The sequence below is a fragment of the Gymnodinialimonas mytili genome, assembly GCF_037544085.1.
GTDB lineage: Bacteria > Pseudomonadota > Alphaproteobacteria > Rhodobacterales > Rhodobacteraceae > Gymnodinialimonas > Gymnodinialimonas mytili.
Genome location: NZ_JBBIFW010000004.1, coordinates 215,229 through 240,046, shown reverse-complemented (window position 1 = coordinate 240,046; position 24,818 = coordinate 215,229). Strand labels below are relative to the sequence as shown.

At 61.8% G+C, this 24,818-nt stretch carries 21 protein-coding genes; 12 read left to right on the top strand and 9 right to left on the bottom strand.

What is annotated here, in order from left to right; translation table 11 throughout:
- Positions 1–11: 11 nt before the first annotated feature.
- A complete protein-coding gene (locus tag V8J82_RS17575) occupies positions 12–752 on the bottom strand; it encodes a GntR family transcriptional regulator (RefSeq protein WP_339977124.1) in 741 nt (246 codons plus the stop codon).
- A 97-nt stretch (positions 753–849) separates the two neighbouring features.
- Here V8J82_RS17575 and V8J82_RS17570 point away from each other — a divergent pair, with 97 nt between their 5' ends.
- Both V8J82_RS17570 and V8J82_RS17565 read left to right on the top strand, forming a co-directional pair.
- Positions 850–2,004: an LLM class flavin-dependent oxidoreductase gene (locus V8J82_RS17570; protein WP_339977122.1), complete on the top strand. Its 1,155-nt coding sequence runs from the start codon at positions 850–852 to the stop codon at positions 2,002–2,004.
- Entirely contained in the window at positions 2,004–2,894 is an 891-nt protein-coding gene (locus V8J82_RS17565) for an aldo/keto reductase (protein WP_339977120.1), read from the top strand. The genes V8J82_RS17570 and V8J82_RS17565 overlap by 1 nt, the downstream gene beginning before the upstream one ends.
- Before the next feature lie 267 nt (positions 2,895–3,161).
- Here the strand turns inward: V8J82_RS17565 and V8J82_RS17560 are convergent, their stop codons facing one another.
- From V8J82_RS17560 to V8J82_RS17545, 4 genes are all read right to left on the bottom strand, one after another.
- Positions 3,162–4,235 (bottom strand): ABC transporter ATP-binding protein, encoded by a 1,074-nt coding sequence (locus V8J82_RS17560; protein WP_339977118.1) that lies wholly within the window; start codon positions 4,233–4,235, stop codon positions 3,162–3,164.
- Positions 4,235–5,287, bottom strand: coding sequence for a carbohydrate ABC transporter permease (locus V8J82_RS17555; RefSeq protein WP_339977115.1), 1,053 nt, complete (start codon positions 5,285–5,287; stop codon positions 4,235–4,237). The genes V8J82_RS17560 and V8J82_RS17555 overlap by 1 nt, the downstream gene beginning before the upstream one ends.
- 117 nt (positions 5,288–5,404) lie before the next feature.
- Positions 5,405–6,373, bottom strand: a complete 969-nt coding sequence (locus V8J82_RS17550; RefSeq protein ID WP_339977113.1) for a carbohydrate ABC transporter permease — start codon at positions 6,371–6,373, stop codon at positions 5,405–5,407.
- Positions 6,374–6,431: 58 nt separating this feature from the next.
- Complete coding sequence (locus V8J82_RS17545) at positions 6,432–7,703, bottom strand: ABC transporter substrate-binding protein (RefSeq protein ID WP_339977111.1); 1,272 nt, start codon at positions 7,701–7,703, stop codon at positions 6,432–6,434.
- Positions 7,704–8,181: 478 nt separating this feature from the next.
- Between V8J82_RS17545 and V8J82_RS17540 the strand changes: the two genes are divergently transcribed.
- Positions 8,182–8,598, top strand: coding sequence for a VOC family protein (locus tag V8J82_RS17540; protein WP_339977109.1), 417 nt, complete (start codon positions 8,182–8,184; stop codon positions 8,596–8,598).
- A 39-nt stretch (positions 8,599–8,637) separates the two neighbouring features.
- Here the strand turns inward: V8J82_RS17540 and V8J82_RS17535 are convergent, their stop codons facing one another.
- From V8J82_RS17535 to V8J82_RS17525, 3 genes are all read right to left on the bottom strand, one after another.
- Positions 8,638–9,585, bottom strand: a complete 948-nt coding sequence (locus tag V8J82_RS17535) for a glucokinase (RefSeq protein ID WP_339977107.1) — start codon at positions 9,583–9,585, stop codon at positions 8,638–8,640.
- Between the two features lie 29 nt (positions 9,586–9,614).
- Positions 9,615–10,916, bottom strand: a complete 1,302-nt coding sequence (locus tag V8J82_RS17530) for a GH1 family beta-glucosidase (RefSeq protein ID WP_339977105.1) — start codon at positions 10,914–10,916, stop codon at positions 9,615–9,617.
- A gap of 81 nt (positions 10,917–10,997) precedes the next feature.
- On the bottom strand, positions 10,998–12,032 hold the full coding sequence (locus V8J82_RS17525) for a substrate-binding domain-containing protein (protein WP_339977103.1): 1,035 nt from the start codon (positions 12,030–12,032) through the stop codon (positions 10,998–11,000).
- A gap of 255 nt (positions 12,033–12,287) precedes the next feature.
- Between V8J82_RS17525 and V8J82_RS17520 the strand changes: the two genes are divergently transcribed.
- The 6 genes from V8J82_RS17520 to V8J82_RS17495 all read left to right on the top strand — a co-directional run bounded on the left by V8J82_RS17520 (position 12,288) and on the right by V8J82_RS17495 (position 19,903).
- Positions 12,288–13,637 (top strand): ABC transporter substrate-binding protein, encoded by a 1,350-nt coding sequence (locus V8J82_RS17520; protein WP_339977101.1) that lies wholly within the window; start codon positions 12,288–12,290, stop codon positions 13,635–13,637.
- A gap of 98 nt (positions 13,638–13,735) precedes the next feature.
- Positions 13,736–14,716: a carbohydrate ABC transporter permease gene (locus V8J82_RS17515; RefSeq protein WP_339977099.1), complete on the top strand. Its 981-nt coding sequence runs from the start codon at positions 13,736–13,738 to the stop codon at positions 14,714–14,716.
- Positions 14,717–14,745: 29 nt separating this feature from the next.
- A complete protein-coding gene (locus V8J82_RS17510; RefSeq protein WP_339977097.1) occupies positions 14,746–15,894 on the top strand; it encodes a carbohydrate ABC transporter permease in 1,149 nt (382 codons plus the stop codon).
- Between the two features lie 12 nt (positions 15,895–15,906).
- On the top strand, positions 15,907–17,571 hold the full coding sequence (locus tag V8J82_RS17505) for an alpha-glucosidase (RefSeq protein ID WP_339977095.1): 1,665 nt from the start codon (positions 15,907–15,909) through the stop codon (positions 17,569–17,571).
- 17 nt (positions 17,572–17,588) lie between these two features.
- Complete coding sequence (locus V8J82_RS17500; RefSeq protein WP_339977093.1) at positions 17,589–18,728, top strand: ABC transporter ATP-binding protein; 1,140 nt, start codon at positions 17,589–17,591, stop codon at positions 18,726–18,728.
- Positions 18,729–18,829: 101 nt separating this feature from the next.
- Positions 18,830–19,903: a PAS domain-containing sensor histidine kinase gene (locus V8J82_RS17495; RefSeq protein WP_339977091.1), complete on the top strand. Its 1,074-nt coding sequence runs from the start codon at positions 18,830–18,832 to the stop codon at positions 19,901–19,903.
- A gap of 44 nt (positions 19,904–19,947) precedes the next feature.
- On the opposite strand, the gene V8J82_RS17490 is transcribed toward V8J82_RS17495, so the two are convergent.
- Positions 19,948–20,763 (bottom strand): AraC family transcriptional regulator, encoded by an 816-nt coding sequence (locus V8J82_RS17490; protein ID WP_339977089.1) that lies wholly within the window; start codon positions 20,761–20,763, stop codon positions 19,948–19,950.
- Between the two features lie 156 nt (positions 20,764–20,919).
- Here V8J82_RS17490 and V8J82_RS17485 point away from each other — a divergent pair, with 156 nt between their 5' ends.
- The 3 genes from V8J82_RS17485 (at position 20,920) to eda (ending at position 24,708) form a co-directional block, all read left to right on the top strand.
- The gene (locus V8J82_RS17485; RefSeq protein WP_339977086.1) at positions 20,920–21,966 is read left to right on the top strand and encodes a Hint domain-containing protein; all 1,047 of its coding nucleotides are present in this window, start codon (positions 20,920–20,922) and stop codon (positions 21,964–21,966) included.
- A 74-nt stretch (positions 21,967–22,040) separates the two neighbouring features.
- Positions 22,041–23,846, top strand: coding sequence for a phosphogluconate dehydratase (gene edd, locus V8J82_RS17480; protein WP_339977084.1), 1,806 nt, complete (start codon positions 22,041–22,043; stop codon positions 23,844–23,846).
- Between the two features lie 223 nt (positions 23,847–24,069).
- Positions 24,070–24,708 carry a bifunctional 4-hydroxy-2-oxoglutarate aldolase/2-dehydro-3-deoxy-phosphogluconate aldolase gene (gene eda / locus V8J82_RS17475; protein WP_339977082.1) on the top strand — a complete coding sequence of 213 codons (639 nt, stop codon included), beginning with the start codon at positions 24,070–24,072 and terminating at the stop codon, positions 24,706–24,708.
- Positions 24,709–24,818 lie beyond the last annotated feature (110 nt).

The window sequence follows — 24,818 nt, the reverse complement described above, 5'->3', positions numbered from 1 at the left end:
ATCGTTAATCGTTAGAGGATGCGCGCGAAATATTGGGCGCGCGAGGGGTCGTACCACGTCCACGACGCCTCGCAAGGGCTTCCGTGCTGATCATAGGCCCGGCGCTCGACCAGGATCATCCGCGTGCCGGGTTCCAGGCCGAATTCATCGGGCGACCAATCGGGCAGGGTGCCCGCATGGATGACATCCTCAGCACGGCTGATCGAAAGGCCCAGGCGCGTTTGATAGGTGTGATAAAGCGATTCCGAGATCGTACGCCGGTTCAGGGCATTCTCGTCGTACCATCGCAGATCCAGCCAGATTTCCTCGACCGCCACCGGAATGTCGGACAGATAGCGCAGGCGCAGCATTCGAATGCCGGTCGGAAAGCTGCCGATATAGGGCAGGGTGTCGGGTTTCTGCGTCTTGGTCAGATCCAGAAGCCGCGCGGTGGGCAATCCGCCGCCGCCCGGCAATTCCAGCCGAAACAGCGCATAGGTCCCGATGTTGGATTTGCCGCCCAAAACATAATTGCCGGACCCATGGCGCCGCTCGATCAATCCGCGCTCCGACAGGACTGCAAGCGCCTTGCGCAGCGTTGCCACCGCGACGCCGTGATCGGCGGCCATCTGACGTTCGGGCGGCAGCTTGTCGCCCATCGCCAAGCGCCCGCCGCCGATATCGATCGTGAGGGATTCTGCAATGCGCAGGTAGGTCGGCAGCGCGCCGGTCGCGCCGTCCTGTGACGCATTCTGACTTTGGTCATCCGGCATCGCACGGCCTCCCGATCCAGTGCAATTGATCTACCATTGATCTACCTTGCCCCGCTTGCTACGCCTCAACCCGACGAAGATCAAGGGAGGACATGGGATGAGCGTCGTACCAGTCACATCGGCGGATCTGGACGGGGCGGAGGTCAGCTGGTTCGCCGCCCTCTGCTCGGACGATTACGAATATCTCGGCGTGCCCGACGGGCGCCTGCGCTCGTCCTGGGCGCATTGCTCGGGCCTCGTCAAGGAGGCGGAAAAACAAGGGTTTCGCAACATCCTTTGCCCGTCTTCCTACCAGGTCGGGCAGGACACGCTCAGCTTCGTGGCAGGCTGTGCGCCCATCACCGACAAGATCAATTTTCTCGCCGCCGTGCGCTGTGGTGAAATGCAGCCGATCATGCTGGCCCGCACCATCGCCACGCTGGACCACATGTTGGAGGGGCGGCTGACCGTCAACATCATCTCCTCCGACTTCCCCGGTGAGACAGCCGACAGCGCCTATCGCTACCAGCGCTCCCGCGAAGTGGTCGAAATCCTCAAGCAGGCCTGGACCCAGGACGAGATCAACTATTCCGGCGAAGTCTACGATTTCACAGGATTAACCACCGATCCCGCGCGGCCTTACCAGACCGGCGGACCGTTGCTTTACTTCGGCGGCTATAGCCCGGCGGCGCTGGAATTGTGCGGCCAGCATTGCGATGTCTATCTGATGTGGCCCGAACCCGAAGAGGCCCTGGCGGGCCGGATGCGCGATGTGAATGCGGTGGCCGAACGCTATGGACGGACGCTCGATTACGGTCTGCGTGTCCACATGATCGTGCGCGATACCGAGGCCGAGGCCCGCGACTATGCCGAGCATCTGACTTCGAAACTGGATGACGAGCTGGGTCAATTGATCCGCGAGCGGGCGCTGGATTCCACGTCGCTGGGGGTCAGCCACCAGGCCAAGGCCCGCGAATTGGCTGACAAATACGGCTATGTCGAACCGCATCTTTGGACGGGTGTGGGCCGCGCGCGATCAGGCTGCGGCGCCGCGCTGGTAGGTTCCGCCGATCAGGTGCTCAGCAAGATCGAGAGCTATCAGAAAATGGGCATCCGTGCCTTCATCTTCTCGGGCTATCCGCATATGGACGAATGCCAGCATTTCGGGCGCCTTGTGATGCCTGAGCTGAAAACCTGTTCTCTGCCAGAGGTTTACGGGCGCGTGCCCGCCTCGACGCCGCGAACCCCCTTGGGTGTAGGAGAAAGACGCTAATGGACCGCATTTCCACCGGGGGCATTGAGATGTCCCGCATCGTCTACGGCATGTGGCGCCTGGGTGACGACGACAACACCGCGCCCGCCCATGTGCAGGCCAAGATCGAAGCCTGCCTGGATCAAGGCATCACCACGATGGACCAGGCCGATATTTACGGCGGCTACACGGCCGAGGCGATCCTGGGCGCGGCGCTGAAATCCGCGCCGGGCCTGCGCGACCGGATCGAGATCGTGACCAAATGCGATATCGTGGCGCCGGTTGGCAAATATGCCGATGCGCGCGTCAAGCATTACGACACCACACCCGCCCATATCGAGGCCTCCGTCGAGGCGTCGCTCTCCAATATGGCGATCGAGGTCATCGACCTGTTGCTGATCCACCGCCCTGATCCGCTGATGGATCACACCGCCACCGGTGCCTGCCTGGATCGTCTGGTAAGCTCGGGCAAAGTCCGCGCCGTGGGCGTCTCAAACTTCAAACCTTGGGATTGGGACTTGCTGCAATCGGCGATGACGACCCAATTGGCCACCAACCAGATCGAGATGTCGGTTCTGCACCACGCCCCCTTCACCAATGGCGATCTGGCCCATCTGCAGCGTCTCGGCGTGCCGCCCATGGCGTGGTCGCCCTTGGCGGGCGGGGCGCTTTTCGGGGCTGACGGGGCAGATGCCTATGCGATTTGCCAAAGGATCGCGGCGGAACAGGGCGTGGGCGGGGATGCCGTCGCGGTCGCTTGGCTGCTGGCCCATCCCGCGCAGATCCTGCCGGTCATGGGCACCAACAATCTCGACCGGATCAAAGCTCTGGGTGAGGCCGCTAAGGTCACGCTGACCCGCGAAGATTGGTTCGAGATCTACACCGCCGCCCTGGGCCGAGAGGTCGCCTGACCCTGACCCCGAGGCTGCGGACAAACCTTGCACCACTCAGCGCAGGACAACCCGCAAATTCCCGCGTTAACCTTAACGGTGATTAAGGTTAACGCCGCGTAGGCGGCCAAAGCCTCCCAGTTCATCCTGCGCACCACACAGCAAGAATGCGCTCGGTCACCCTATACCGAGGTCAGACGCTCACCTGCCAAACGACAGCGCGCGTCCTTTCATCTTGGTCGAAAAACTCCGGGGGTGCGGGGGCTGGCCCCCGCCGCGCAACCGATCTCACGCGCGCAGCGTTTGCCCGCTTTCCGTGTCAAACAGATGCATATCGCCCACCGCGGTCAGCGTCACCTTGTCGCCCGGCGCGATATTGGTCTGCCCGGGATTATGCACCGTGACCTTTGTTCCGTCGGAGAACGCGCCGTAAAGGTAGCTTTCCGTTCCCAGTTGCTCCACCGCCCGGATATCGGCATGCAATGCCCCGCCGGGGTCAGGCTGCAAATCCATTGGTCGCAGCCCCAGTGTTACCGGTTGGCCCGCCTGCGCCCCAAACCTTCCCTTGGGCAGGGTAATTTCATCACCGGTCTTCAACTGCACCTTGAACCGGTCGGTGCCATCCACGTGACCTTCCAGGAAATTCATTTTGGGCGAGCCGATGAAACCCGCCACAAACAGGTTGGCGGGGCGATTGAACAGATCCAACGGCGCGCCGAATTGCTCCAACTCGCCCAGGCGCAGCACGGCGATCTTGTCGGCCATGGTCATCGCCTCGACCTGGTCGTGGGTCACATAGACCATCGTGTTGCCAAGCCGTTTGTGCAGCGCCGAAATCTCACCGCGCATATCGACGCGCAATTCGGCATCCAGGTTCGATAATGGTTCATCGAACAAGAACACCCGCGGCTCGCGCACCACGGCCCGCCCAATCGCCACGCGCTGCCGCTGCCCGCCCGACAGGTCTTTCGGGCGTCGATCCAACAGCATGTCGATCTGCAACATCGCCGAAACCTCGCCGACCTTCTTGTCGATCTCAGCCTTGGGGGTGTTGATATTCTCCAGCCCGAAGCTTAGATTTTGCCGCACGGTCATGTGCGGATAGAGCGCGTAGCTCTGGAACACCATGGCGAGGCCCCGGTCCGCGGCTGGAAGCTTGTTGACCACCTCGTCCCCGATGGCGATCTCACCCCCGGTGATCGGCTCCAGACCCGAAATCATCCGCAGAAGCGTGGATTTCCCGCAGCCCGACGGCCCGACAAAGACGCAAAATTCGCCATGCTCCACAGTCAGGTCGACGCCCTTGATGACCTCCACCGCGCCGTAGGATTTCTGCACCCCGCGAAGCTCTAACTTGGCCATCATTTGCCTCCGGTGCTGGCAATGCCAGTCGCGATGTATTTTTGTAAGAACATGAAGACGCAGGCGATCGGCAAGAGGGTCAGGACCGTCATCGCCAAGAGGCTGGACCAATCGGTCAGCAACTCGCCCTGGAATGAATTCAGCGCCAGTTGCAGCGTGAAGTTCTCGGACCGGGTCAACACGATCAGCGGCCAGAGGAAATCGTTCCACCGCCACATGATCGCAAGGATGGCCAATACCGCGATGGCCGGCGCGCTCAGCGGCAGGATGATCCGCCAATAGATCTTCCATTCGCTGGCCTTGTCCATGCGCGCGGCATCCAGGATCTCATCTGGGATCGTCAGCATGTATTGCCTCAGCAGAAACACCCCTGTCGGCGTCGCAGCGCCGGGGATGATCACCCCCCAGAGCGAGTTGAACATGCCCAATTCCGTCACGATCAGGAACAGCGGCACCAGAACCACCGTTTGTGGGATCATCAGCGTGCCGATCACCATCAGCAACACCGCCGTCCGCCCGCGGAATTCGTATTTCGACAGAGCGAAGGCGGCCATGGAATTGACCAATAGCATGATCAAGGTCGCGGTAACCGTGATGAAGGTGGAGTTCCAGAAATAGAGTAGGAAGTCGAACCGCTCGAACAGACCGGTGTAATTCTCAGTGGCGAGTGCAAAGCGCTCGACCGGCTCATACTCCTCGATCCCGACCCGCAGACGCTCCTCTGGATTGGCCGGGTCAATCATCTGCGCCTGTAGCCCCACACGGCGAAGCTGCGCCAGCACCATGCCCTCATATTCGCCGCCGGTCATCTGAAACAAGGGCAGGGGATCGTCATAGCCCTCAACCGTGATGGTCTGCTGCTGATAGGGCAGGAAGGTCGGCGGATAGCGTTGCAGGTCGGCCTCGGTCTTGAAGCTCGACAAGATCAGCCAGACAACCGGCGCAAACATCAGGAAGACGCCGCAGATCAGATAGGCGTAGCTGGCCCAATCCGTCCAATGGAGTTTCTCTCGGCCCCGTGTGGCAGTGAGGAAAGCAAAGGCGCGGCTCATGACGTCCCCCTCTGTCGCCCGTGCGAAAAACGGGGCAGGCGCCCAAAGGGAGCGCGCCGCTTCTTTTTGAGACGCGTCTGCGCGCCCTTGGCGGTGGCCCCGTGTGTCTTCGACCGCTCAGCCATTCGCGTTTTTCCTATTCACCCAAAGCTGCACCAGCGTCAGGATCACCAGCACGAAGGCCACCAAAAGTGACGCCGCCGCCGCGAGGCCAAAGAGGCGCGGTGCCCCGGCAAACCCCTCCTCGTAGATGTATTGGATGATGAAGGTCGTCGCCGTGCCCGGACCGCCGCCGGTGAACGCATAGACCTCGTCGAAGATCTGCACGCCGCGGATCAGCGCCAGGACCAGCACCACCAGAAGCGTCGGCGCCAGAAGCGGCAGGGTGATCCGCCGGAATGTCCGCCAGGCGCTGGCCCGGTCCATGATCGCGGCCTCGTAGACATCGCGCGGGATCGCTTGAAGCCCGGCCAGCAGGATCAGCGTGTAGAACCCCATATTCGCCCAGACCGACAGGAAGACCGACCAGGCAAAGGCCCAATTCGCGTCCACCAGCCAGTTGAACCCGCCGGGCCCAGCCCAGTCGAGAAAGGCGTTCAGGATCCCCTCGCGCTGCAGGATCCATTTCCAGATCAGCGCGACCACGACCGGGCTCAGCAGCACCGGGAAGAAGAAGACCGACCGGAAAAAGCCCCGTGCGCGGATCTCGCGGTTCAGGATCACTGCCGTCAGCAAAGAGAACCCGACCATGAAACCCACTTGCAGCGTCACGAACCAGCATGTGTTCCACACTGCGCGCCAAAATTTGTCTTCACGACAGGAATTCGGGTCCAGGTGGTTTTCGCATTCCAGCAGCGTATTGAAGTTGCGCAAGCCCACATCGGGCCGGTCCGCCAGCAAGACGTTATCGCCGCCGGTCGTAGCGTAGCTCACATTCAAGATGACGGGCAGAAAAGCGAACAGGCCGAACAGGATCAGGTTCGGCGCCAGGAAAACCCAGGCCAAACCCTTGATCCCGACCAGGCGTTGGACCGCCAGGAACGGGATTTCGATGATCCGCATCAGCGGATTGAGAATGGCGAGCATGATCCGGGCCGTCCGTCAGATCGGCCCGACCCCACGACGGGGGCCGGGCCAGACCATGTTACTCGGTTTCGGCCATGGCCGCTTCCAGGTCATCGGCGGCGCGCGCCATGGCCTCGTCCACCGTCAGTTCCCCGACAATGGCCTGGCTCACACGCTCCACGGTGATGCCGAACATCGCGCGGTTGCCCGCATAGCCCTGATACCAGAAGGCCGCCGGAGCGACGTCAGGCAGATCGGCGGCGAAGGCCGACAGCGCCTCGGACGCGGCAGGCGAAGCGTCTTGGAATTCGACACCTGCTTCCGCCACACCCAGATGGCCGGGCAGGTTGCGGGTGCGCGCGGTCACTTCGGCATAGATTTCTTCGGAGGCGAGGAAATCCAGAACCGCGGCAACGGCTTCGGGATGCTCGGTCTGCTCAAAGCCGACCAGACCCGCGCCGCCGGGCATGCCGGAACAGGCGCCTGCCGGACCACAGGGGCTGCCCACGACCTGCCAGTCGAAGAAATCGCCCACCTGTTCATCCATGCGGCCGACTTGCCACGAGCCGGAATAATAGAACACCAACTCGCCATTGATGAATTCCTGCGCCGCATCCTGATAGGTCGCGCCGCCCTGGCCGGCCCAGACATCGCGCGCGATGGTACCGTCATTGTGCCATTCCACGAATTGCTCGACGAATGCCGTGAAGCCCTCATCGCTCAGCGTCGGGCCATCGGGGCCATTCAGCGCCGCGCCATAGGAAATCGCAGGGCCTGCAACGCGGTGGCCGGATCGATCGATCGCCATCGGGAAAGGCGTGCCGGTGGCCTCTGCCACGGCGCGCGAGGCCTCGGCCCACTCTTCCCAGGTCGCATCCGCGCCTGGGATCTCGATCCCTGCCTGTTCAAACAGCGTGCCGTTCACGAAGGCGCCCGTGATGGTCAGCTGCGAATGCATCCCGTAGATGCCCTGGCGATCCTCGCCACCGCGATACCAGTTCAGCGTATCGCCAAAGGACGTTTCCCAGTATTCGGCGTCCACATAGGGTGTCAGATCCAGATAATACTCGTTCAGACCGCCCAGATCGGTGACCTTGGCGATGTCGGGGCCGGTTCCGGCGGCCAGCTGGACCGGCAGATTTTCCAGGATCGCCTGGTACGGCACCACATCGACAACCACGTCGATGCCCTCGTTTTCAGCCTCGAACCGGGTCAGAACGTCGTCATAGACTTCACATTCATTGCCATCGGAATAGCACATGAAGCGCACTTCCTGGGCCGAGGCGGCCCCGGCCAAAGCGGCAAGCACGGTGGCGGCCGCCGTCGTGGCGGCGAGATGTTTGATGGTCACAATAAGTTCCTCCCTTACGACCATTGTATCGTGACGCGTCCTTTGCCCGGATTGACCCGAAACGCGCGCCTTGATGCGCGCGCCCCCATCGGGTGAGAGCGCGCTGTGCCCAGCAGAATGGCCGGAATGCCCGCCCCTCGCAACCTTCAATGCGTGGGCAATCAATTGTACTAGGGGCCAAGCTGCGGCGGCGTTGCATACTGGGTGCAGCGGGTGAAATTGCTATAGCCTTCGCAGCGCGACGGCCTGCGGCTGAGCGTCGAAATGCGCCACGGCGCGTGCTCCATGTGGGTTCTGCGACAATTCCCCGTGCGCGTGACAGAGTGCGCATGACGAAACCAATCCGCCAACCTCAGCACCTTCAAGCGGCCGATCATTGCGTACCATGCTGCATGTATTGATCGGCGTGATGTGTCGGTATGCCAAGATGTGATAAGCCCAATGCCAATCGCCAAGCTTTGGAAAGGGACCGCGAAGAATGATTGCCTATGTCACGGTGGGTGTTGATGATATTGCGCGGGCCAAGCGCTTTTACTCCGCCTTTCTGCCCGCGCTTGGCTATCAGCTCGAAGAGTATCATGGCGACCTCAGCTATGCGCTGCCCGAACAACCGGGCCAATCCGTCGCGGTGCCGGAATTCTACGTCAAATCGCCCTTCGATGGCGCGCCGGCCTCGGCTGGCAACGGGACCATGATCGCCTTCCAGGCAAGCAGTCAAAAACAGGTGCGGGACCTCCATTCAGCGGCGCTTGCCGCCGGAGGGTCGGATGAGGGCCAGCCCGGCTTCCGTGCGGCATACGGAGCTCAGTTTTACGTAGGCTACCTTCGCGATCCCCAGGGCAACAAGATGGCTTTGTTCTCCAGCAATCCCGACGAACCTGGACGAGACGGATAGGGCGTCGTCACAGCCGATACGTCAAAGACTGTTTGACGATCAAATATGTGACAGATGGCCCGCGCAGCCTGTCAGGGCGGCGTAATCGTCGGTCACCACCGACACGCTGAATTGCGCCATGAAATCCGAGAAGCGACCCTTGTTGTGGAACGCCTCGGCGAAGCCGAACCGCGCCAAATGGGGCAGGAAGGCGCGGGTGACGCCGCCCACCAGATAGACGCCGCCGAAGGGCAGGTGGGTCAGGGTGAGGTTCCCCGCCACATCGCCCAGTATCCGTACAAACAGCGCGCCGGTCGCCTCGGCCCGGGCCTCGCCTGCGCCGATCCGGTCAAGGATCGCGGCGGGTTCGGCCTGTTCGCCATGGAGCGCTGCGTGCAGATGGCTGACCCCTCGGCCCGACAGGACCTCCTCCACAGACGGATAGCCGCCGCCATCCACCAGCTTGTCCAAAAGCGGATGCAGTTCTGTGATGGAGGTCGGCAGGCTGACATGGCCTGCCTCCGACGGCGGCACAAAACGCCCCATATCGGTGTCGAAAACCGGGCAGGCGTTAAAGCCCGTGCCCAATCCGATCACCAGCGCCGCGGCATGTTCCGCAGCCGCGGGGCCTGGCACGGCCACCGTCAAATCGGCCTCGGCGATCCGGCCAATCGCGTGGCCCTGGGCTTGCAGATCGTTCAGGACCGCAACCCGGTCGGTCGACAGAGCGTCGCCCAGAACCGCTTTGTCAATCCGCCAATCCAGATTGGTCAGCGTGCCCACCCCGTCATGGACCGGTCCGGCCATGGCCACACAGGTCCCTGAAATGGCCTCGGATCGGGTGCCGGTCTGCGCCAGGTAGCGGGCGATCACGTCGCCGATCCCGCCATGCTCGGCATTTTTGAAGCGCGCGACCGTCTCCAGATGCACCTGCGGCCCATCGGCCAGCGCCACACGCGTATTTGTCCCGCCGATATCGGCGACAAGGGCCAGGCTTGTGGATGTCATTGGCTGCGAAAACCTCGCCTGGGATAGAGTTAGCGCCACCATTGCGCCAACGCGTGATAAGATGCTTTGGGCGTCCTTGCCAAGGTCTCGAAATCCACATGGATCAGGCCGAAGCGTTTCTCGTATCCCAGCGCCCATTCGTAATTGTCCATCAGCGACCAGACGAAATAGCCTTTGACCGGAGCCCCGTCATCGATGGCGCCCTGCACCGCGCGCAGATGCTGATCCAGATAGTCGATCCGGTCGGGATCGAGTGTGGTGGCGCTGGCCATACCGTTTTCCGTCACGTAGATCGGCAGATCGTCGGTATAGTCGCGGGCGGTGCGGGTCAGAAAATCGCTCAGGCCCTTGGGATAGATCTCCCACCCCATATCGGTCAGCGGAAGCTCCGTTGGTGCCTCGGCATAGGCGGGCCAGGGGCCATCGGTCGCGCGGATCAGCTTGCGGGTGTAGTAATTGACCCCAATCCAGTCGAGCGGCGTGGTGATCGTGGCGAAGTCATCCTGCCAGCCCTCGGGCAAATGCGGCTCCAACCCCTCCAGCACCAGATCGGGATAGGCGCCTTTGAACAGGCCGCCCAGGAAAAACCGATTGTAAATCGCATCATAGCGCGCCGCGGCCTGTTGATCGGCGGCGCCGTCCGACGCTGGCGCGGACCATTCAAAATTGCACACGGCGCCCAGATTTTTCACGCCCAAGCCGCGCATGACTTGGGTTGCGCGCCCGTGGCTGACCAGCACGTGGTGCATCGCGCGGGCGGTGGCGCGGATATCGCGCAGGCCGGGCGCGTGGTGGCCGTCGAAATGGCTGAGCCAACCGACGCACCAAGGCTCGTTGATCGGCGCGGCAGACCAGACACGGTCGCCGATCCGGCCCATGATCACCTCGGTGTAATCTGCGAACCAATTCGGCATCTCGGCATTGCGCCAGCCGCCCTGATCGGCCAGCGCCTGGGGCAATTCCCAATGGTAGAGGGTGACCGCCGGGTCGATGCCGCGCGCCAGCAGGCCGTCGACAAGCCGATCATAAAAATCAAGCCCTTGCCCGTTGGGTGTGCCGATGCCCTCGGGCAAGATGCGCGCCCAGGAGGTGCTGAAGCGATAGACATCCGCACCCAGCCCGGCGATCAGATCCAGATCCTCGTCCAGCCGGTTCAGGTGATCGCACGCCACGGCGCCGTTTTCTGCGCGCACCACATTGCCCGGCGTGGCGGCGAAACTGTCCCAATGGGTCGGTCCGGCGCCGCCCTGGCCGTGACCTTCGATCTGATAGGCCGAGGTGGCGACCCCGAATTTGAAGCCGTCGGGGAAATCTGCACGCGTTAACTTCATCGATTTTCCTAATAGTAGAATCCGAAGATCAATTTTTTCGATAGTGTCGAGGATGCGGAGGCGCGGGGCCGTGTCAGCCGATCATGTCGGCACTGGCCCGGTGGAGCGTCCCAGCGTCAGGTCGGTCTCCCACAGCTCCTGGATCGGCGGTTGGTCGGGATCGTTGATCAGGCTGAGCAGGATCTGCGCACAACGCTGTCCGGCGGCACGGATGGACGACCGGGTGGCGGTAAAGGCGGGGCCTTCGGGCGCGGTGATGCCTTCGTTGTCGATGTAACTCAGCGCGTCGTCATGGGTGATGATCGAGATGTCGCGCCCGGTCCTGAGGCCGCGCTCGCCCGCCGCGCGGCGGATGCCGATGGCAGGGATGATGGAAGAGACCAGGAAGGCCGTCGGTGGATCGTCGCCGTCCAGCATTTCGACGGCCGAGCGATAGCCATATTGCTCGGTCATGATGTCGGATCGCATCCAGTCGGGATTGGCGGCGCATCCGCGGGCGTCGAGCGCCTGTTCGAAGCCCAGGCGGCGGCGGCGTGCGAAATCCAGGTTTTCTTGCCCATTGATCAGCGCAATCTTGCGGTGCCCCAGATCCAGCAGCAATTCGGTTGCTCGCCGGAAGGCGCGGATATTCGCGACATCCAGCCAGGAATAGCTGTGATGGTTTGCGGTCCGGCCATGCACCAGGAAGGGCAGGCCCAGATCTTGTAGAAGAGGAATGCGAGGATCGTCGATGGTCGGCGCCTGCACAATCACCCCGTCGACCGAGGCATTGGCTGCCATCTGGCGATAGGCGGCTTCGATCCCATCCACGGGCACCATCGACAACAACAGATCAAAGCCCTCTTTGGCATAGACCTCTCCGGCGCCCGCGATGAAATCGGCGAAGATCGGGTTCACCATCTCTTGCGCCTCGGTCAGGGGCATCACATGCCCAACGGTCATCGCGCGGCCGGTGGCCAGGCGGCGGGCGCGGGCATTGGGAAAATACTGCGCTGCGCGCGCGGCGGCCTCGACCCGCAGGCGCGTTTCCTCCCGTACCTCGGGATAGCCGTTCAGGGCCCGGCTGACCGTCGTTTGCGACAGACCGAGCGACTCGGCCAATTGCTTGAGATTCATGGCGGATCGAGCCCTCAAAGCGCTTCGAATAGGGTCTATTGCTAGCCAGTCAGGTGGGGACTTGTCAAAGCCCCATTCGTCGAAAGCCCTGAATAGCAGTGAAATTTATGAGATATTTGAACATGATGCAGAGTCTCATTGACAGCTATTCTTTCATCCGTCAGTGTTCCGCCACTTCAAAGCGCTTTGAAAGTGGCGCAGAGGGAACGATCCAGCCGGGCCGAGACCCCGGCGCAATGACTTGGGAGGTCATCTATGAGAAACATGTATCTCGCCAGTGCCGCGGCATTGGCCCTGTCTGCGTCCGGCGCCTTGGCCGATGCCCATGCAGATCTGACGTTCCCTGTGGGCGAGGGCGATTTCAACTGGGACAGCTACACCACCTTTGCCGACGCCTATGATCTGAGCGGTCAGACCGTCACGATCACCGGCCCCTGGACCGGGGCAGACGCCGAATTGGTGAATTCCGTCATCGCCTATTTCGAAGCGGCCACCGGCGCGAATGTGGAATATTCCGGATCGGACAGTTTCGAGCAGGACATCGTGATCGCCACCCAGGCCGATAGTCCGCCCAATATCGCCGTCTTCCCGCAGCCCGGATTGATCTCCGACTTGGCCTCCCGCGGGGAATTGACACCGCTTTCCGAGGATACCGCGCAATGGCTGCGCGACAATTACGCTGCGGGCGAAAGCTGGGTGTCGCTGGCCACCGCAGCAGGCCCCGACGGGACCGAGGCGCTTTATGGGTTCTTCTATAAGGTCGATGTGAAATCTCTGGTCTGGTATTCGCCCGAAGCCTTCGATGAGGCGGGTTATGATGTACCGGAGACGATGGAAGACCTGCTCGCGCTGAGCGAGGAGATGGTCGAAAACGGGGAAACGCCCTGGTGCATTGGCCTGGGATCGGGGGCGGCGACTGGCTGGCCCGCGACTGACTGGGTTGAAGACATCATGCTGCGCACTCAATCGCCTGAAATCTACGATCAATGGGTCGCCAACGAGATGCCCTTCGATGCGCCCGAAGTGGTCAACGCGATCGAGGTCTTCGGCTCGTTCGCGCGCAACAACGATTGGGTCAATGGCGGTTCTGCCGCGGTCGCGGCCACCGACTTCCGTGACAGCCCCGGCGGTCTCTTCACCTTCCCGCCGGAATGCTACATGCATCGCCAGGCCTCGTTCATCCCGACCTTCTTCCCGGAAGATTCCGACGCGGATTTCTTCTATTTCCCGGCCTTTGAGGGCGAGGATCTGGGCAGCCCGGTTCTGGGCGCGGGCACGGCCTTTGGCATAACCGAGGATAGCGAGGCGACGCAGGCCTTCATGGCCTTCCTGCAAACCCCCATCGCCCATGAAGTCTGGATGGCGCAATCGGGCTTCCTGACGCCCCATACAGGCGTGAATTCCGAGCTGTTCGCCTCTGACACGCTGCGTCAGATGAACGATATCCTGCTGGAGGCGACGACCTTCCGGTTCGATGCGTCCGATCTGATGCCGTCGGAAATCGGGCAGGGGATCTTCTGGTCCGGGATGGTCGATTTCGTCGGTGGCGAAGATGCGGCCTCGGTCGCGGGGCGGATCCAGGCCCGTTGGCAAGAGATCCAATAGGCCGCCACGGCTGATCCAACACGCCCCGGCCCGCAGCGACGCGGACCGGGGCAGAGCGGTTCCCGGGCCAAGGCCCGGCGGGGAGGGGAGCACGGCCCATGTCGCCAATCATCCAAGGCATCATCACCATCATTGTCGGCGTCGGCGGCTGCGTGGGGTATTTCTACTTCGCCAATCTGTTTCTCGACAAAGTGCTGTTTCCGGCGCGCGGCCCCAATGCGGGTCGCAACATCAACCGCGCCAATCAGATCCGGCCCTGGCTGTTCCTGTTTCCGGCGATGTTCGCCCTGGGCCTATACCTGATGTATCCGGTGGTGGGCTCGTTCATTCGGTCGCTCTATAACCGGTCGGGCACTGAGTTCATCGGGATGGACAATTACGCGCGGCTCTTCGCCAGTCCCGAGTTTCGGCAGGCGTTTTTCAACAACATCCTGTGGGCCCTGTTCGTGCCCGCCGCGGCAACGTTTCTGGGGCTGGTCGTGGCGCAGCTGACCGACCGCCTGCGCTGGGGCAATATCGCGAAATCGCTGATCTTCATGCCGATGGCGATCAGTTTCGTGGGCGCCTCTCTGATTTGGAAATTCGTCTATGCCCAAGACCCCGATATCGGCATCATCAACGCGATCCGGGTGTTTTTCGGCGCGGAAGAGGGGCTCGATCCGCTGCAGATCACCTTTTGGAACAACTTCCTGCTGATGGTGATCTTGGTCTGGATTCAGACCGGCTTTGCCATGGTGATCCTGTCGGCGGCCCTGCGCGGCATCCCGGAAGAGACCATTGAGGCCGCGATCATCGACGGGGCGGGGCCGTTTCAGGTGTTTTTCAAGATCAAGGTGCCGCAGATCATGGGCACGATCGTGGTGGTTTGGACCACGATCACCATCCTGGTGCTGAAGGTCTTCGATATCGTCTACACCATGACGGGGGGCAATTTCGGGACCGAGATCCTGCCGTCCTTCATGATGGATTTCATGTTCCGCGACGACGGTCAGGCGACGGCTGTGGCCTTCGTGATCATGCTGGTCGTCCTTCCGGTGATGATCTGGAACATCGCCCAGGCCCGTAAGGAGATGCGGTAAGATGGCCCGCGACGTAAGGAGCAAAGAGCATGGATAACATTGCAGGCACCAAATCCCGTCTGACCTGGGCCACCAATATCGCGGTCTTTATCATCGTGCTGGCCTGGCTGATCCCGACCGTGGGCCTTTTCGTCAGCTCGTTCCGCGACCGCGATCAGATCAGCGCGTCGGGCTGGTGGGTGGCGCCGCTTTCGGTGGAGCTGGCCTACCGCACACGCGCCGATGCCGAGCCCAGCCAATCGGGCGATCTAACCGTGTTGGAGGGCAATCTGTTCGAAAGCGCCGAAGTGCGCGACAGTTTCACCTCTGGCGAAAGCTCGGTCGCGGCTTTCGGTTTGCGCGGCCGTGATCCGGGCGAGTTCCCCATCGGCGAAGAGGTCGAGAACCGCGATGGCGGCACGGTGATCGTGGAGGCCGACGGATCCTATATCTATACCGCGACCGAAGAGATGGACCGCGGCCCGCGGATCTATTTCATCGCCGAGACGCCGCCCGATTTCACATTGGACAATTACCGAACGGTTCTGACCGCCGACAATATGGATCGTGCCTTCATCAACACGCTGACGGTGACGATTCCGGCGACGATCATCCCGATCCTGATCGCGGCCTTTGCGGCCTATGCGCTGGCCTGGATGGATTTCCCGGGTCGGGGGCTGTTGATTGCGACGGTGGTGGGGCTGTTGGTGGTGCCGCTGCAGCTTGCGCTGGTGCCGCTGTTGAACTTGCATAACCAGATTGGCATCGGGCAAAGCTTTGTGGGGATATGGCTGGCCCATACCGGCTTCGGCCTGCCGCTCGCGATCTATCTCTTGCGCAATTACATGGTCGGACTGCCGCGCGATATCATTGAAAGCGCCAAGGTCGACGGGGCCACCGATTTCCAGATCTTCACCAAGATCATCCTGCCCTTGAGCTTTCCGGCGCTGGCGAGCTTTGCGATCTTCCAGTTCCTGTGGACCTGGAATGACTTGCTGGTCGCCAAGGTCTTCCTGCCATCGGCGGGCGACGCGCAGGTCATGACGGTCAAGATCGCCGATGACCTTCTGGGCTCGCGCGGGGGTGATTGGGGGATCCTGGCCACGGCGGCCTTCGTTTCTATCGCGGTGCCGCTTCTCGTGTTCTTCACAATGCAACGCTATCTCGTGCGCGGCCTTCTGGCCGGCTCGGTCAAATAAGGTCGAATACTCATGAACCTGATGCAGGACATGCCCCAGGGCGATATTGTCGCGCCAGACAAGGATTGGTGGCGCGGCGCGGTGATCTATCAGGTCTATCCGCGCAGTTTTCAGGATAGCAATGGCGATGGTATCGGCGATCTGGCGGGCATTATCCATCGGCTCGAACATATCGCCGATCTGGGTGTCGATGCGATCTGGATCAGCCCGTTCTTCCGCTCGCCCATGCTGGATTTCGGATATGATGTCAGCGATTACCGCGACGTGGATCCGATGTTCGGCACGCTTGGCGATTTCGACGCGCTGATCAATCGCGCCCACGCTTTGGGCCTGAAAGTGCTGATCGATCTGGTTTTGTCGCATACGTCCAACCAGCATCCCTGGTTCCAGGAGAGCCAATCCAACCGCACCAATGCCAAGGCCGATTGGTATGTCTGGGCCGATGCCAAACCTGACGGGTCGCCCCCGAACAATTGGCTGAGCATCTTCGGCGGGTCGGCCTGGGAATGGTCGGGCGAACGGATGCAGTATTTCCTGCACAATTTCCTGAAGGAACAGCCCGATCTGAACTTCCACAACCCGGCCGTCCAGGATGAGCTGCTGAGCGTGGCGCAGTTCTGGCTGGATCGCGGCGTCGATGGGTTCCGGCTGGATACGATCAACTTCTATTTCCACGATGCCGCGCTGCGCGACAACCCGGCCCTGGCGCCCGAAGCGCGCAATGCCACCATCGCGCCCGAGGTGAACCCGTATAATTGGCAGGACCACCTGTACGACAAGAACCAGCCCGAAAACCTCGACTTCCTGCGGCGCCTGCGCGCGTTGATGGATCGATATCCCGCCGCGACCGCGGTGGGTGAAGTTGGCGATGGGCAATACGGTTTGCAGATCCAGGCCGATTACACGTCCGGCAACGACAAGGTACATATGTGCTATTCGTTCGAGTTCCTGTCCGGCCAACCGCCCGTGGCGGAGCGGTTTCAGCAGGTGCTGACCGAATATGAACATGCGATCGGCGATGGCTGGGCCTGTTGGGCGTTTTCCAACCATGACGTCGTGCGCCACGCCAGCCGGTGGAACCTGACAGAGCCTGCGCGGCGGCTTTACGCGGCACTGTTGCTGTGCCTGCGCGGATCGGTTTGCCTCTATCAGGGCGAGGAATTGGGCCTGACCGAGGCCTATGTCGCGTTTGAGGATCTGCAAGACCCCTATGGCATCCGCTTCTGGCCGAAATTCAAAGGCCGCGATGGTTGCCGCACGCCGATGCCTTGGATTTCCGACAATCAGAACGGCGGGTTCTCCGATACCAAGCCTTGGCTACCGGTCGCTGTGGAGCATTTGCAGCGCGCGGTGGGCGAACAATGGGGCGACAAGACGTCGACGCTGCACTTTTATCGCCAGATGATCCGCCTCCGCGGCTCGTATCCGGCGCTGGTCAAGGGCGACATCGTGCTGCAAGGGGCGGAGGATGGCGTGTTGCGCTTCACCCGCAGCCATGGTGATCAGGTGCTGTTTTGCGCCTTCAACATGACCGACGAGGAGCGGGCGATTGCCCGGCCCGACGGTGCCTGGCGGCTGGATCGCGGCGCGCCGTTCCACATCGTCGAAGACGACACGCATATCATGCTGCCGCCGTATCAGGCGGTCTTCGCCGTGCGCGATATGACACCAGAGTAACGGGGAGGACGGGACAGATGGCAAATCTGAAGCTAACCGATGTCGAAAAGACCTATGGCGGGACGGTGCAGGTCTTGCGCGATATCAATCTGGATATCGAACAGGGGGAGCTGGTCGTGTTCGTCGGCCCCTCGGGCTGCGGCAAATCCACCTTGTTGCGGATGATCGCGGGGCTGGAAAAGATCACCGGTGGCGAGTTGGAGATCGACGATCAGGTCGTCAACGACGTGCCCCCCTCCGAGCGTGGGATCGCGATGGTGTTCCAGAGCTACGCGCTTTATCCGCATATGACAGTACGCGACAACATGGCCTTTGCCCTGAAGATCGCGGGCGACAGCAAGGATGAGATCGACCGCAAGGTGAAAGCCGCCGCCGACAAGCTGCAATTGACGAATTTTCTGGATCGTCTGCCCAAAGCGCTGTCGGGAGGGCAGCGGCAGCGTGTGGCCATCGGACGGTCGATTGTGCGCGACCCTAAGGTGTATTTGTTCGATGAGCCGCTGTCGAACTTGGATGCGGCGCTGCGGGTGGCGACCCGGATCGAGATCGCGCAGCTGAAAGAGCAGATGCCCGATTCGACGATGATCTACGTGACCCACGACCAGGTGGAAGCGATGACATTGGCGACCCGCATCGTGGTTCTGGCCGGTGGCGGTATCGCCCAGGTCGGCAGCCCGTTGACGCTTTATGAAAAGCCCTGCTCGACCTTCGTGGCGCAATTTATCGGCTCGCCCGCGATGAACCTTCTGGGCGGCAAGATCGTTGGCACGGGGGCGACGACGCTCCTGGAAATGAACGAGGGCGGTGGCCGGATCAGCTCAAACTACCCATCGACCGAGGCCGATATGGGGGCGGAGGTTCAGGTCGGGATCCGGCCCGAGGATATGGTCGAGACCGACGGCCCCGATTACGCCTTCCGCGACACGGTCAGCATTGTTGAGGCATTGGGCGAGGTTACGCAGATCTATTTCGAGGCCCCAAGCTCCAGCGCCGACACAAACACCGTGATTGCCAAGCTGTCGGGTATTCATTCGGGTTTGCGCGGCACCGACATGACCCTGACCGCGACGCCCGACAAGGTGCATGTGTTCAAGGACGGGATCAGCCTGCTCTATCGCGATGAGGACGTATTCGTGCCGGGGGTCCAGCCGCATTAAGTGATCCGATGGACCACACGCAGCCCCGGAAATTGTATCCTATCGCAATTTAAGGCTCTGCTTTATGGTTGTCGGTGAAGCATTCCAGCGGAGTGGCCAACATGGCTGGGCAGATTGATCCTGAAAGTCTGACATGGCGGGTTACTCCAGATCTCTTGGGTGTGCTTGATGCCTCGGGGTTCTTCAAACACATCAACCCAGCCTGGGAAACAACCCTGGGTCGGACCCCGGCCGAGGTCGAAAGCCGCCAATTCTTCGACTTCATCCACCCAGAGGATGTGGAAAAGACCGAGACGGCCTTTGCCGAGATACAGCAAGGCAAGCCCATCCTGAATTTTGAAAACCGCTACCGCCACAAGGATGGCACATATCGGTGGTTCTCCTGGAACGCGGTGCCGGAGGGCGATCTGTTCTTCTGCTCGGCCCGCGATGTGACCTTGCACAAGGAAAACGCTGCAAGCCTACAGACCCGCGATGAGGAAGCGCGCCTTCGGGAACAATTCGTGGCTGTTCTGGGCCATGATCTGCGCAATCCGCTCGCGGCGGCTGATGCCGCCATACGCATGTTGGGGCGTCAGCCACAATCCGAGCGGTCTCGCGAATATCTGGCCATAGGCCAGGAATCGCTCAACCGAATGTCGGAACTGATTGATAACGTGATGGATTTCGCGCGGATCCGGTTAGGGCAAGGCTTAGTGATCGATCCGAAAGACGGCTGCGATCTTGCCGCGTTGATCGCACAGACGGTTGAGGAGATCCGCATCGGCAACCCCGAGGCAACGATCTTAACCACATCCGATCTGCGCGACACCTACCGGCTGGATCGCAGCCGGATTGGTCAGCTTGTCTCAAATCTCGTTGCCAACGCTGTCGTTCATGGTCGTATCAGTGACCCTATCCGTGTCGTCGCAGAAGATCGCGGCGAGACCATCGCCATTTCGGTCCGGAATTCCGGCGATCCGATCCCGTCCGACGCGATGCCGCAATTGTTTGATCCATTCTCGCGCGGTGGCGACATCCACGCGCCCCAGGGATTGGGGCTTGGCCTGTTCATTGCCAATCACATCGCGCTTAAACATGGTGGCGTATTGAGTGTCTCGTCCAATGCCGAGCGGACGGAATTCACCTTTGAGATGCCAGCGCTTCGTCCGGTCCTGGCCTCAGTGGCAAGCTAGCGACACCTTTAGGACATTGTCGAAAAGGTGCCGCCAAATCCGGATCACGTAACCGGGATCCACACTTCGATCTCGCCGCGTCCCGTGGCGACATCGAACCGCTGATCGTAGAGTTCGAATTCGGGGGCAGGGGCCGGGCTGAGCTCTGAATCGGGCAGCGCCTTGTTCCAGATTGTGTAGATCGTTTTGGGCAGGTCGGCGACGTGACCGCGATGGGTGAAGATGGCGTAGCGATGGGCGGGGATCTCCACCACCTCCATCCCGGCTGGCGGCGTGCGGGCTTCCATCCCGGCGAGGTATTTGAAATCGCCGTTACCTTCCATCGCATAGCTGACCCCGTAGCCGGGGCCAAGATCCTCGAACTCTCCGGCGCGCGCGTTCAACCCCTGCCACAGGGACGGAATAGCGCTGATATCATGGTCTTTGCAGGTCGTGCCCAGACCAGCGACACGGAACGCGCCGCGGTCGCGGATTTCGGGTTTGGCCACATCCACAATCATGTCTTTTTGCATTTCAAAAGGCTCCATCAAGCTAAGGGTGCTGAGATCGCGGGTCTGTTTGACCGTGCTGGGCAACACGCCCAGATAGGCCATGAAGGCCCGCGTGAACGCCTCGTGGGATCCATAGCCCGCCGACAGGGCCACTTGCAGAATGTCATCCGCGCCATCGGCGATCTCGGTCGCGGCGACGCTCAATCGCCGCGCCCGTGCATAGGCCATGACCGATTGCCCGGTCGCCATTTGGAACGCCCGGCACATGTGATGGACGCTGACCGCGCAAGCCTCGGACAGCGATGCCACTGACAGCGGTGCGTCGCGGTGGCATTCGATCTGCCAGATGACCTTATCGACGAGGGCCATGGATCTCTCCCGTTTCGTTCATGTCCCGGTCTGCCAGAGGGCGGTGGCCGCGCGCTTGATTGGATTTGATGTAAGTTCGATTGAATTTGTGGGAACGTTTTAAATGCATCGTAACGGCCATCGGCCATCCATCGCGACGAAACTTTGGGGTGCGCGATGGCGATCTATATTTCGGAATACAATGTGTGGTCCGCGTCGGGCGGTGATTTCGTTGAGGTTGTCGCCCCGGCTGGCACCGATCTGTCGGGGTACACCTTTTATGGTTACAACGCCGACGGCACGATCAAAAACGGCCCGTTCAGCTTCGGGGCGCCGGTGGCCACCGAAAACGGTGTCGATATCTATGTGATTGAGCAATCGACAACGCCAGGATTTGAGTTGTCTTACAATACCGGTCTGGCCTTGGTGGATGATCAGGGTGATGTCGCGCAGTTTCTGTCGCGAACCGGCAATCCGATCACCGCCACCCAAGGCCCCGCCGCCGGTCAGACATCGCAGCAAACCGCCAGCCCGGCCCGGGGGGAATCCGTACAATCGGATGATGGCGGGCAGACCTATTACCGTCAGTCCAGCCAAAACCGCGGCACTGCCCCGTGTTTTGCGCCCGGCACGTTGATCGACACGGCAACGGGACCGGTTGCGATTGAGGCGTTGCGCGTCGGCGACCGAGTACGCACGCTGTCGGGCGCGTTGGAGCCGCTGGTCTGGACCGGCGCCATGCCCGTGACCGAGCGTGTGTTCGAAGACCACGGCTATCCGATCCTGATCAAAGCGGGCGCCTTGGGGGACGGGCGGCCAGCGCAGGATCTTATCGTCTCTCCTCAACACCGTGTTTTGGTGGGGGAGGCCGGACAGCTCTGTGATGTGTTCCAGAACGTCCAACTGGTGGCGGCGAAATCCCTGCTCCCATTGCCCGGCATCCGGGAGATGCGCGGCAAGGGTCGGATCACTTGGCATCATGTCGCGTGCCGGGCCCATCATCTGATCCTTGCCAATGGCTGCGCGACGGAAACGCTCTATCCGGGGCCGATGGTCTTGGCGGGGCTGCGTCGATCTCAGCGCGCGGCCCTGTCTCTGGGCCTGGCCGACAGCGTTGATCTGGCCGCCGTTAGGACGCCAGACGCCCTGCCTCTGGCCCGTCCGGCGCTGAGTGTCCAGGCCGCCCGCGCCATGATCGCGCGGCAACGTTTGGCCTGTGCCTAAACGTCCCAAAGAAAGCGGTGGCTGCGTTAGCGCTAACATGTTATGGATGCCGTAGCCAGTTTCGGAGACACGCCATGCCCCTCGACACACGCATCGACGACATTACCGCTCGGATCATCGATCGCTCCCGCGATGCGCGCGGCCGCTACCTCGATCGGATGCGCGCTTTGGCCGAAGATGGCCCTCGCCGCGCCCATCTGACCTGTGGCAACCAGGCCCATGCCTATGCCGCGATGGGCGGCGACAAGGATGCTTTGGCCCAGGGGCGGGTGCCCAATATCGGCATCGTTACGGCCTATAACGATATGCTGTCGGCTCACCAACCCTTTGAAACCTATCCACAAAAGCTGAAAGAGGCAGCGCGGCGGGCCGGAGCCACGGCCCAGGTGGCGGGCGGCGTTCCGGCGATGTGCGATGGTGTGACCCAAGGCCAGGTCGGCATGGAACTGAGCCTGTTTTCCCGCGATGTGATTGCGCTCGCCGCTGGCGTTGCACTGAGCCACAATACGTTCGATGCCGCGTTGTATCTGGGCGTCTGCGACAAGATCGTGCCGGGCCTTGTGATCGCCGCGGCGACCTTCGGCTATATGCCTGCGCTATTTGTGCCCGCAGGCCCGATGGTGAGCGGCCTGCCCAATGACGAAAAAGCCCGCGTGCGCCAGCAATTCGCGGCGGGCGAGGTGGGCCGGGACAAGCTGATGGAGGCCGAGATGGCCTCGTATCACGGGCCGGGCACCTGCACCTTCTATGGCACCGCCAATTCCAACCAGATGCTGATGGAATTCATGGGTCTGCACCTGCCGGGCGCGAGCTTCGTCAATCCGGGCACGCCTCTGCGCGATGCGCTTACCGAAGCCGCCGCGATGCGTGCTGCGGCGATCACCGGGTTGGGTAACGAATACACGCCCGTCTGCGATATCCTGGACGAAAAGGCGTTTGTGAACGGCATCGTGGGCCTGATGGCGACGGGCGGCTCGACCAATCTGGTCATCCACCTGATCGCGATGGCGCGCGCGGCGGGGGTGATCTTGGATTGGTCCGACTTTTCGGAATTGTCGGCCATCACGCCTCTGATGGCGCGTGTCTATCCCAACGGGCTTGCCGATGTGAATCATTTCCATGCGGCTGGCGGGCTGGGCTATATGATCGGCGAATTGCTCGAGGCCGGGCTTCTGCATTCCGATACGCTGACGGCCGCCGGGCCCGGCCTGTCGCTATATACACAGGAACCCAAGCTGAAGGACGGGGCGCTGGTCTATGATGCGGGGGCGGGCGAAAGCCTTAACACCAAGATCCTGCGCCCCGCGAGCGATCCGTTCCAGGCGACGGGCGGGTTGGTCGAGCTGAGCGGCAATATCGGCCGCGGCGTCATGAAGGTTTCCGCCGTGGATCCGGAACGGCACCTGATCGAGGCCGAGGTGGCGGTGTTCCACAGCCAGGATGACGTGAAGGCCGCGTTCAAAGCGGGGGATCTGGATCGCGATGTGGTGGTGGTTGTGCGCTTCCAGGGGCCCAAAGCGAACGGCATGCCCGAGTTGCACAACCTGACGCCGATCCTGTCGGTGCTTCAGGGCCGCGGCCACAAGGTGGCGCTGGTCACCGATGGGCGCATGTCGGGGGCTTCTGGTAAAGTGCCCGCTGCGATCCATGTCGCGCCCGAGGCGCTCGATGGCGGCCTGATCGGAAAATTGCAGGGTGGCGATCGGGTCCGTGTCGATGCGATCAACGGCGATCTGACGGTTCTGACCGACGGCGTCACGGACAGGCCTGCCGCGCAGCCTGATCTGAGTGCCAATGCCCATGGCGTCGGGCGCGAGATGTTCGAGATCTTTCGTCAGACCGCCGGTCCGGCCACCGAGGGTGCGGGGGTTGTCGTCTAATTCCTTGGAGATTGTCACCGCGCATATGCTCACCCATCTGACATCCCTCGACTCCGCGTGCCACAGGCGCCAAATCTTGGCGAGACAGTTTGCCCCCGGAAATGCGCTATGCGCGGCGCAACCCCTTCGTCTTCAACGCACACAAAACGCCGACCAACAAACGCGCCGACCAACAATCGTCGACCCCATTTCACCCGACTGAACACGACCTTAAGGACTGCCCATGACACCCGCCCAGCACTCCATCGAAGCCCGTAACATTGCCGGTCTGGCGCCCATTATTCCCGTGCTTGTGGTTGAGGATGCCGGTAAGGCCGCGCCCTTGGCCCAGGCGCTGGTGGCAGGCGGCCTGCCCGCGCTGGAGGTCACCCTGCGCACACCCGCCGCGCTGGAAGTGATCGCCGAGATGGCCAAGGTGGAAGGCGGCGTTGTGGGGGCGGGCACGTTGCTGACGCCACAAGATGTCGAGAATGCCAAAGCGGCCGGGGCGCGATTCGGCGTGAGCCCTGGCGCCACCGACCGCCTCATCGATGCCTGCCTGGCCAATGATTTGCCGCTTTTGCCCGGGGCCGCGACCGCCTCGGAGGTTATGGCGCTCTACGAGAAGGGCTTTGATATGTTGAAGTTTTTCCCGGCCGAAGCCTCGGGTGGCGCGGCAGCGTTGAAGGCCATCGGGGCGCCGATCCCACAGGTGGCCTTTTGCCCCACGGGCGGTGTCTCTCCGGGCAATGCGTCAGACTATCTGAGCCTGCCCAATGTGATCTGCGCAGGCGGCTCCTGGGTGGCGCCGAAAGACGCGGTCGCGCAGGGCGATTGGGCGCAAATTACCGCTCTTGCACGGGATGCGGCCAAGCTTTGCTGACGCCATGTCGCGTTGTCGGCGAGAAATGGCCTACGCCAAGACGCACACGCCGTCGTGAGGTGCATTCCGCGAAACGCGTCCCTACATGTCCAGTCGGAACCAGCGCAGGG

What these genes read in the sequence shown, in the direction of transcription:
- V8J82_RS17575 (WP_339977124.1), bottom strand. Translation starts at nt 752, where the DNA reads ATGCCGGATGACCAAAGTCAGAATGCGTCACAGGACGGCGCGACCGGC.
- V8J82_RS17570 (WP_339977122.1), top strand. Translation starts at nt 850, where the DNA reads ATGAGCGTCGTACCAGTCACATCGGCGGATCTGGACGGGGCGGAGGTC.
- V8J82_RS17565 (WP_339977120.1), top strand. Translation starts at nt 2,004, where the DNA reads ATGGACCGCATTTCCACCGGGGGCATTGAGATGTCCCGCATCGTCTAC.
- V8J82_RS17560 (WP_339977118.1), bottom strand. Translation starts at nt 4,235, where the DNA reads ATGGCCAAGTTAGAGCTTCGCGGGGTGCAGAAATCCTACGGCGCGGTG.
- V8J82_RS17555 (WP_339977115.1), bottom strand. Translation starts at nt 5,287, where the DNA reads ATGAGCCGCGCCTTTGCTTTCCTCACTGCCACACGGGGCCGAGAGAAA.
- V8J82_RS17550 (WP_339977113.1), bottom strand. Translation starts at nt 6,373, where the DNA reads ATGCTCGCCATTCTCAATCCGCTGATGCGGATCATCGAAATCCCGTTC.
- V8J82_RS17540 (WP_339977109.1), top strand. Translation starts at nt 8,182, where the DNA reads ATGATTGCCTATGTCACGGTGGGTGTTGATGATATTGCGCGGGCCAAG.
- V8J82_RS17535 (WP_339977107.1), bottom strand. Translation starts at nt 9,585, where the DNA reads ATGACATCCACAAGCCTGGCCCTTGTCGCCGATATCGGCGGGACAAAT.
- V8J82_RS17530 (WP_339977105.1), bottom strand. Translation starts at nt 10,916, where the DNA reads ATGAAGTTAACGCGTGCAGATTTCCCCGACGGCTTCAAATTCGGGGTC.
- V8J82_RS17525 (WP_339977103.1), bottom strand. Translation starts at nt 12,032, where the DNA reads ATGAATCTCAAGCAATTGGCCGAGTCGCTCGGTCTGTCGCAAACGACG.
- V8J82_RS17520 (WP_339977101.1), top strand. Translation starts at nt 12,288, where the DNA reads ATGAGAAACATGTATCTCGCCAGTGCCGCGGCATTGGCCCTGTCTGCG.
- V8J82_RS17515 (WP_339977099.1), top strand. Translation starts at nt 13,736, where the DNA reads ATGTCGCCAATCATCCAAGGCATCATCACCATCATTGTCGGCGTCGGC.
- V8J82_RS17510 (WP_339977097.1), top strand. Translation starts at nt 14,746, where the DNA reads ATGGATAACATTGCAGGCACCAAATCCCGTCTGACCTGGGCCACCAAT.
- V8J82_RS17505 (WP_339977095.1), top strand. Translation starts at nt 15,907, where the DNA reads ATGAACCTGATGCAGGACATGCCCCAGGGCGATATTGTCGCGCCAGAC.
- V8J82_RS17500 (WP_339977093.1), top strand. Translation starts at nt 17,589, where the DNA reads ATGGCAAATCTGAAGCTAACCGATGTCGAAAAGACCTATGGCGGGACG.
- V8J82_RS17495 (WP_339977091.1), top strand. Translation starts at nt 18,830, where the DNA reads ATGGCTGGGCAGATTGATCCTGAAAGTCTGACATGGCGGGTTACTCCA.
- V8J82_RS17490 (WP_339977089.1), bottom strand. Translation starts at nt 20,763, where the DNA reads ATGGCCCTCGTCGATAAGGTCATCTGGCAGATCGAATGCCACCGCGAC.
- V8J82_RS17485 (WP_339977086.1), top strand. Translation starts at nt 20,920, where the DNA reads ATGGCGATCTATATTTCGGAATACAATGTGTGGTCCGCGTCGGGCGGT.
- edd (WP_339977084.1), top strand. Translation starts at nt 22,041, where the DNA reads ATGCCCCTCGACACACGCATCGACGACATTACCGCTCGGATCATCGAT.
- eda (WP_339977082.1), top strand. Translation starts at nt 24,070, where the DNA reads ATGACACCCGCCCAGCACTCCATCGAAGCCCGTAACATTGCCGGTCTG.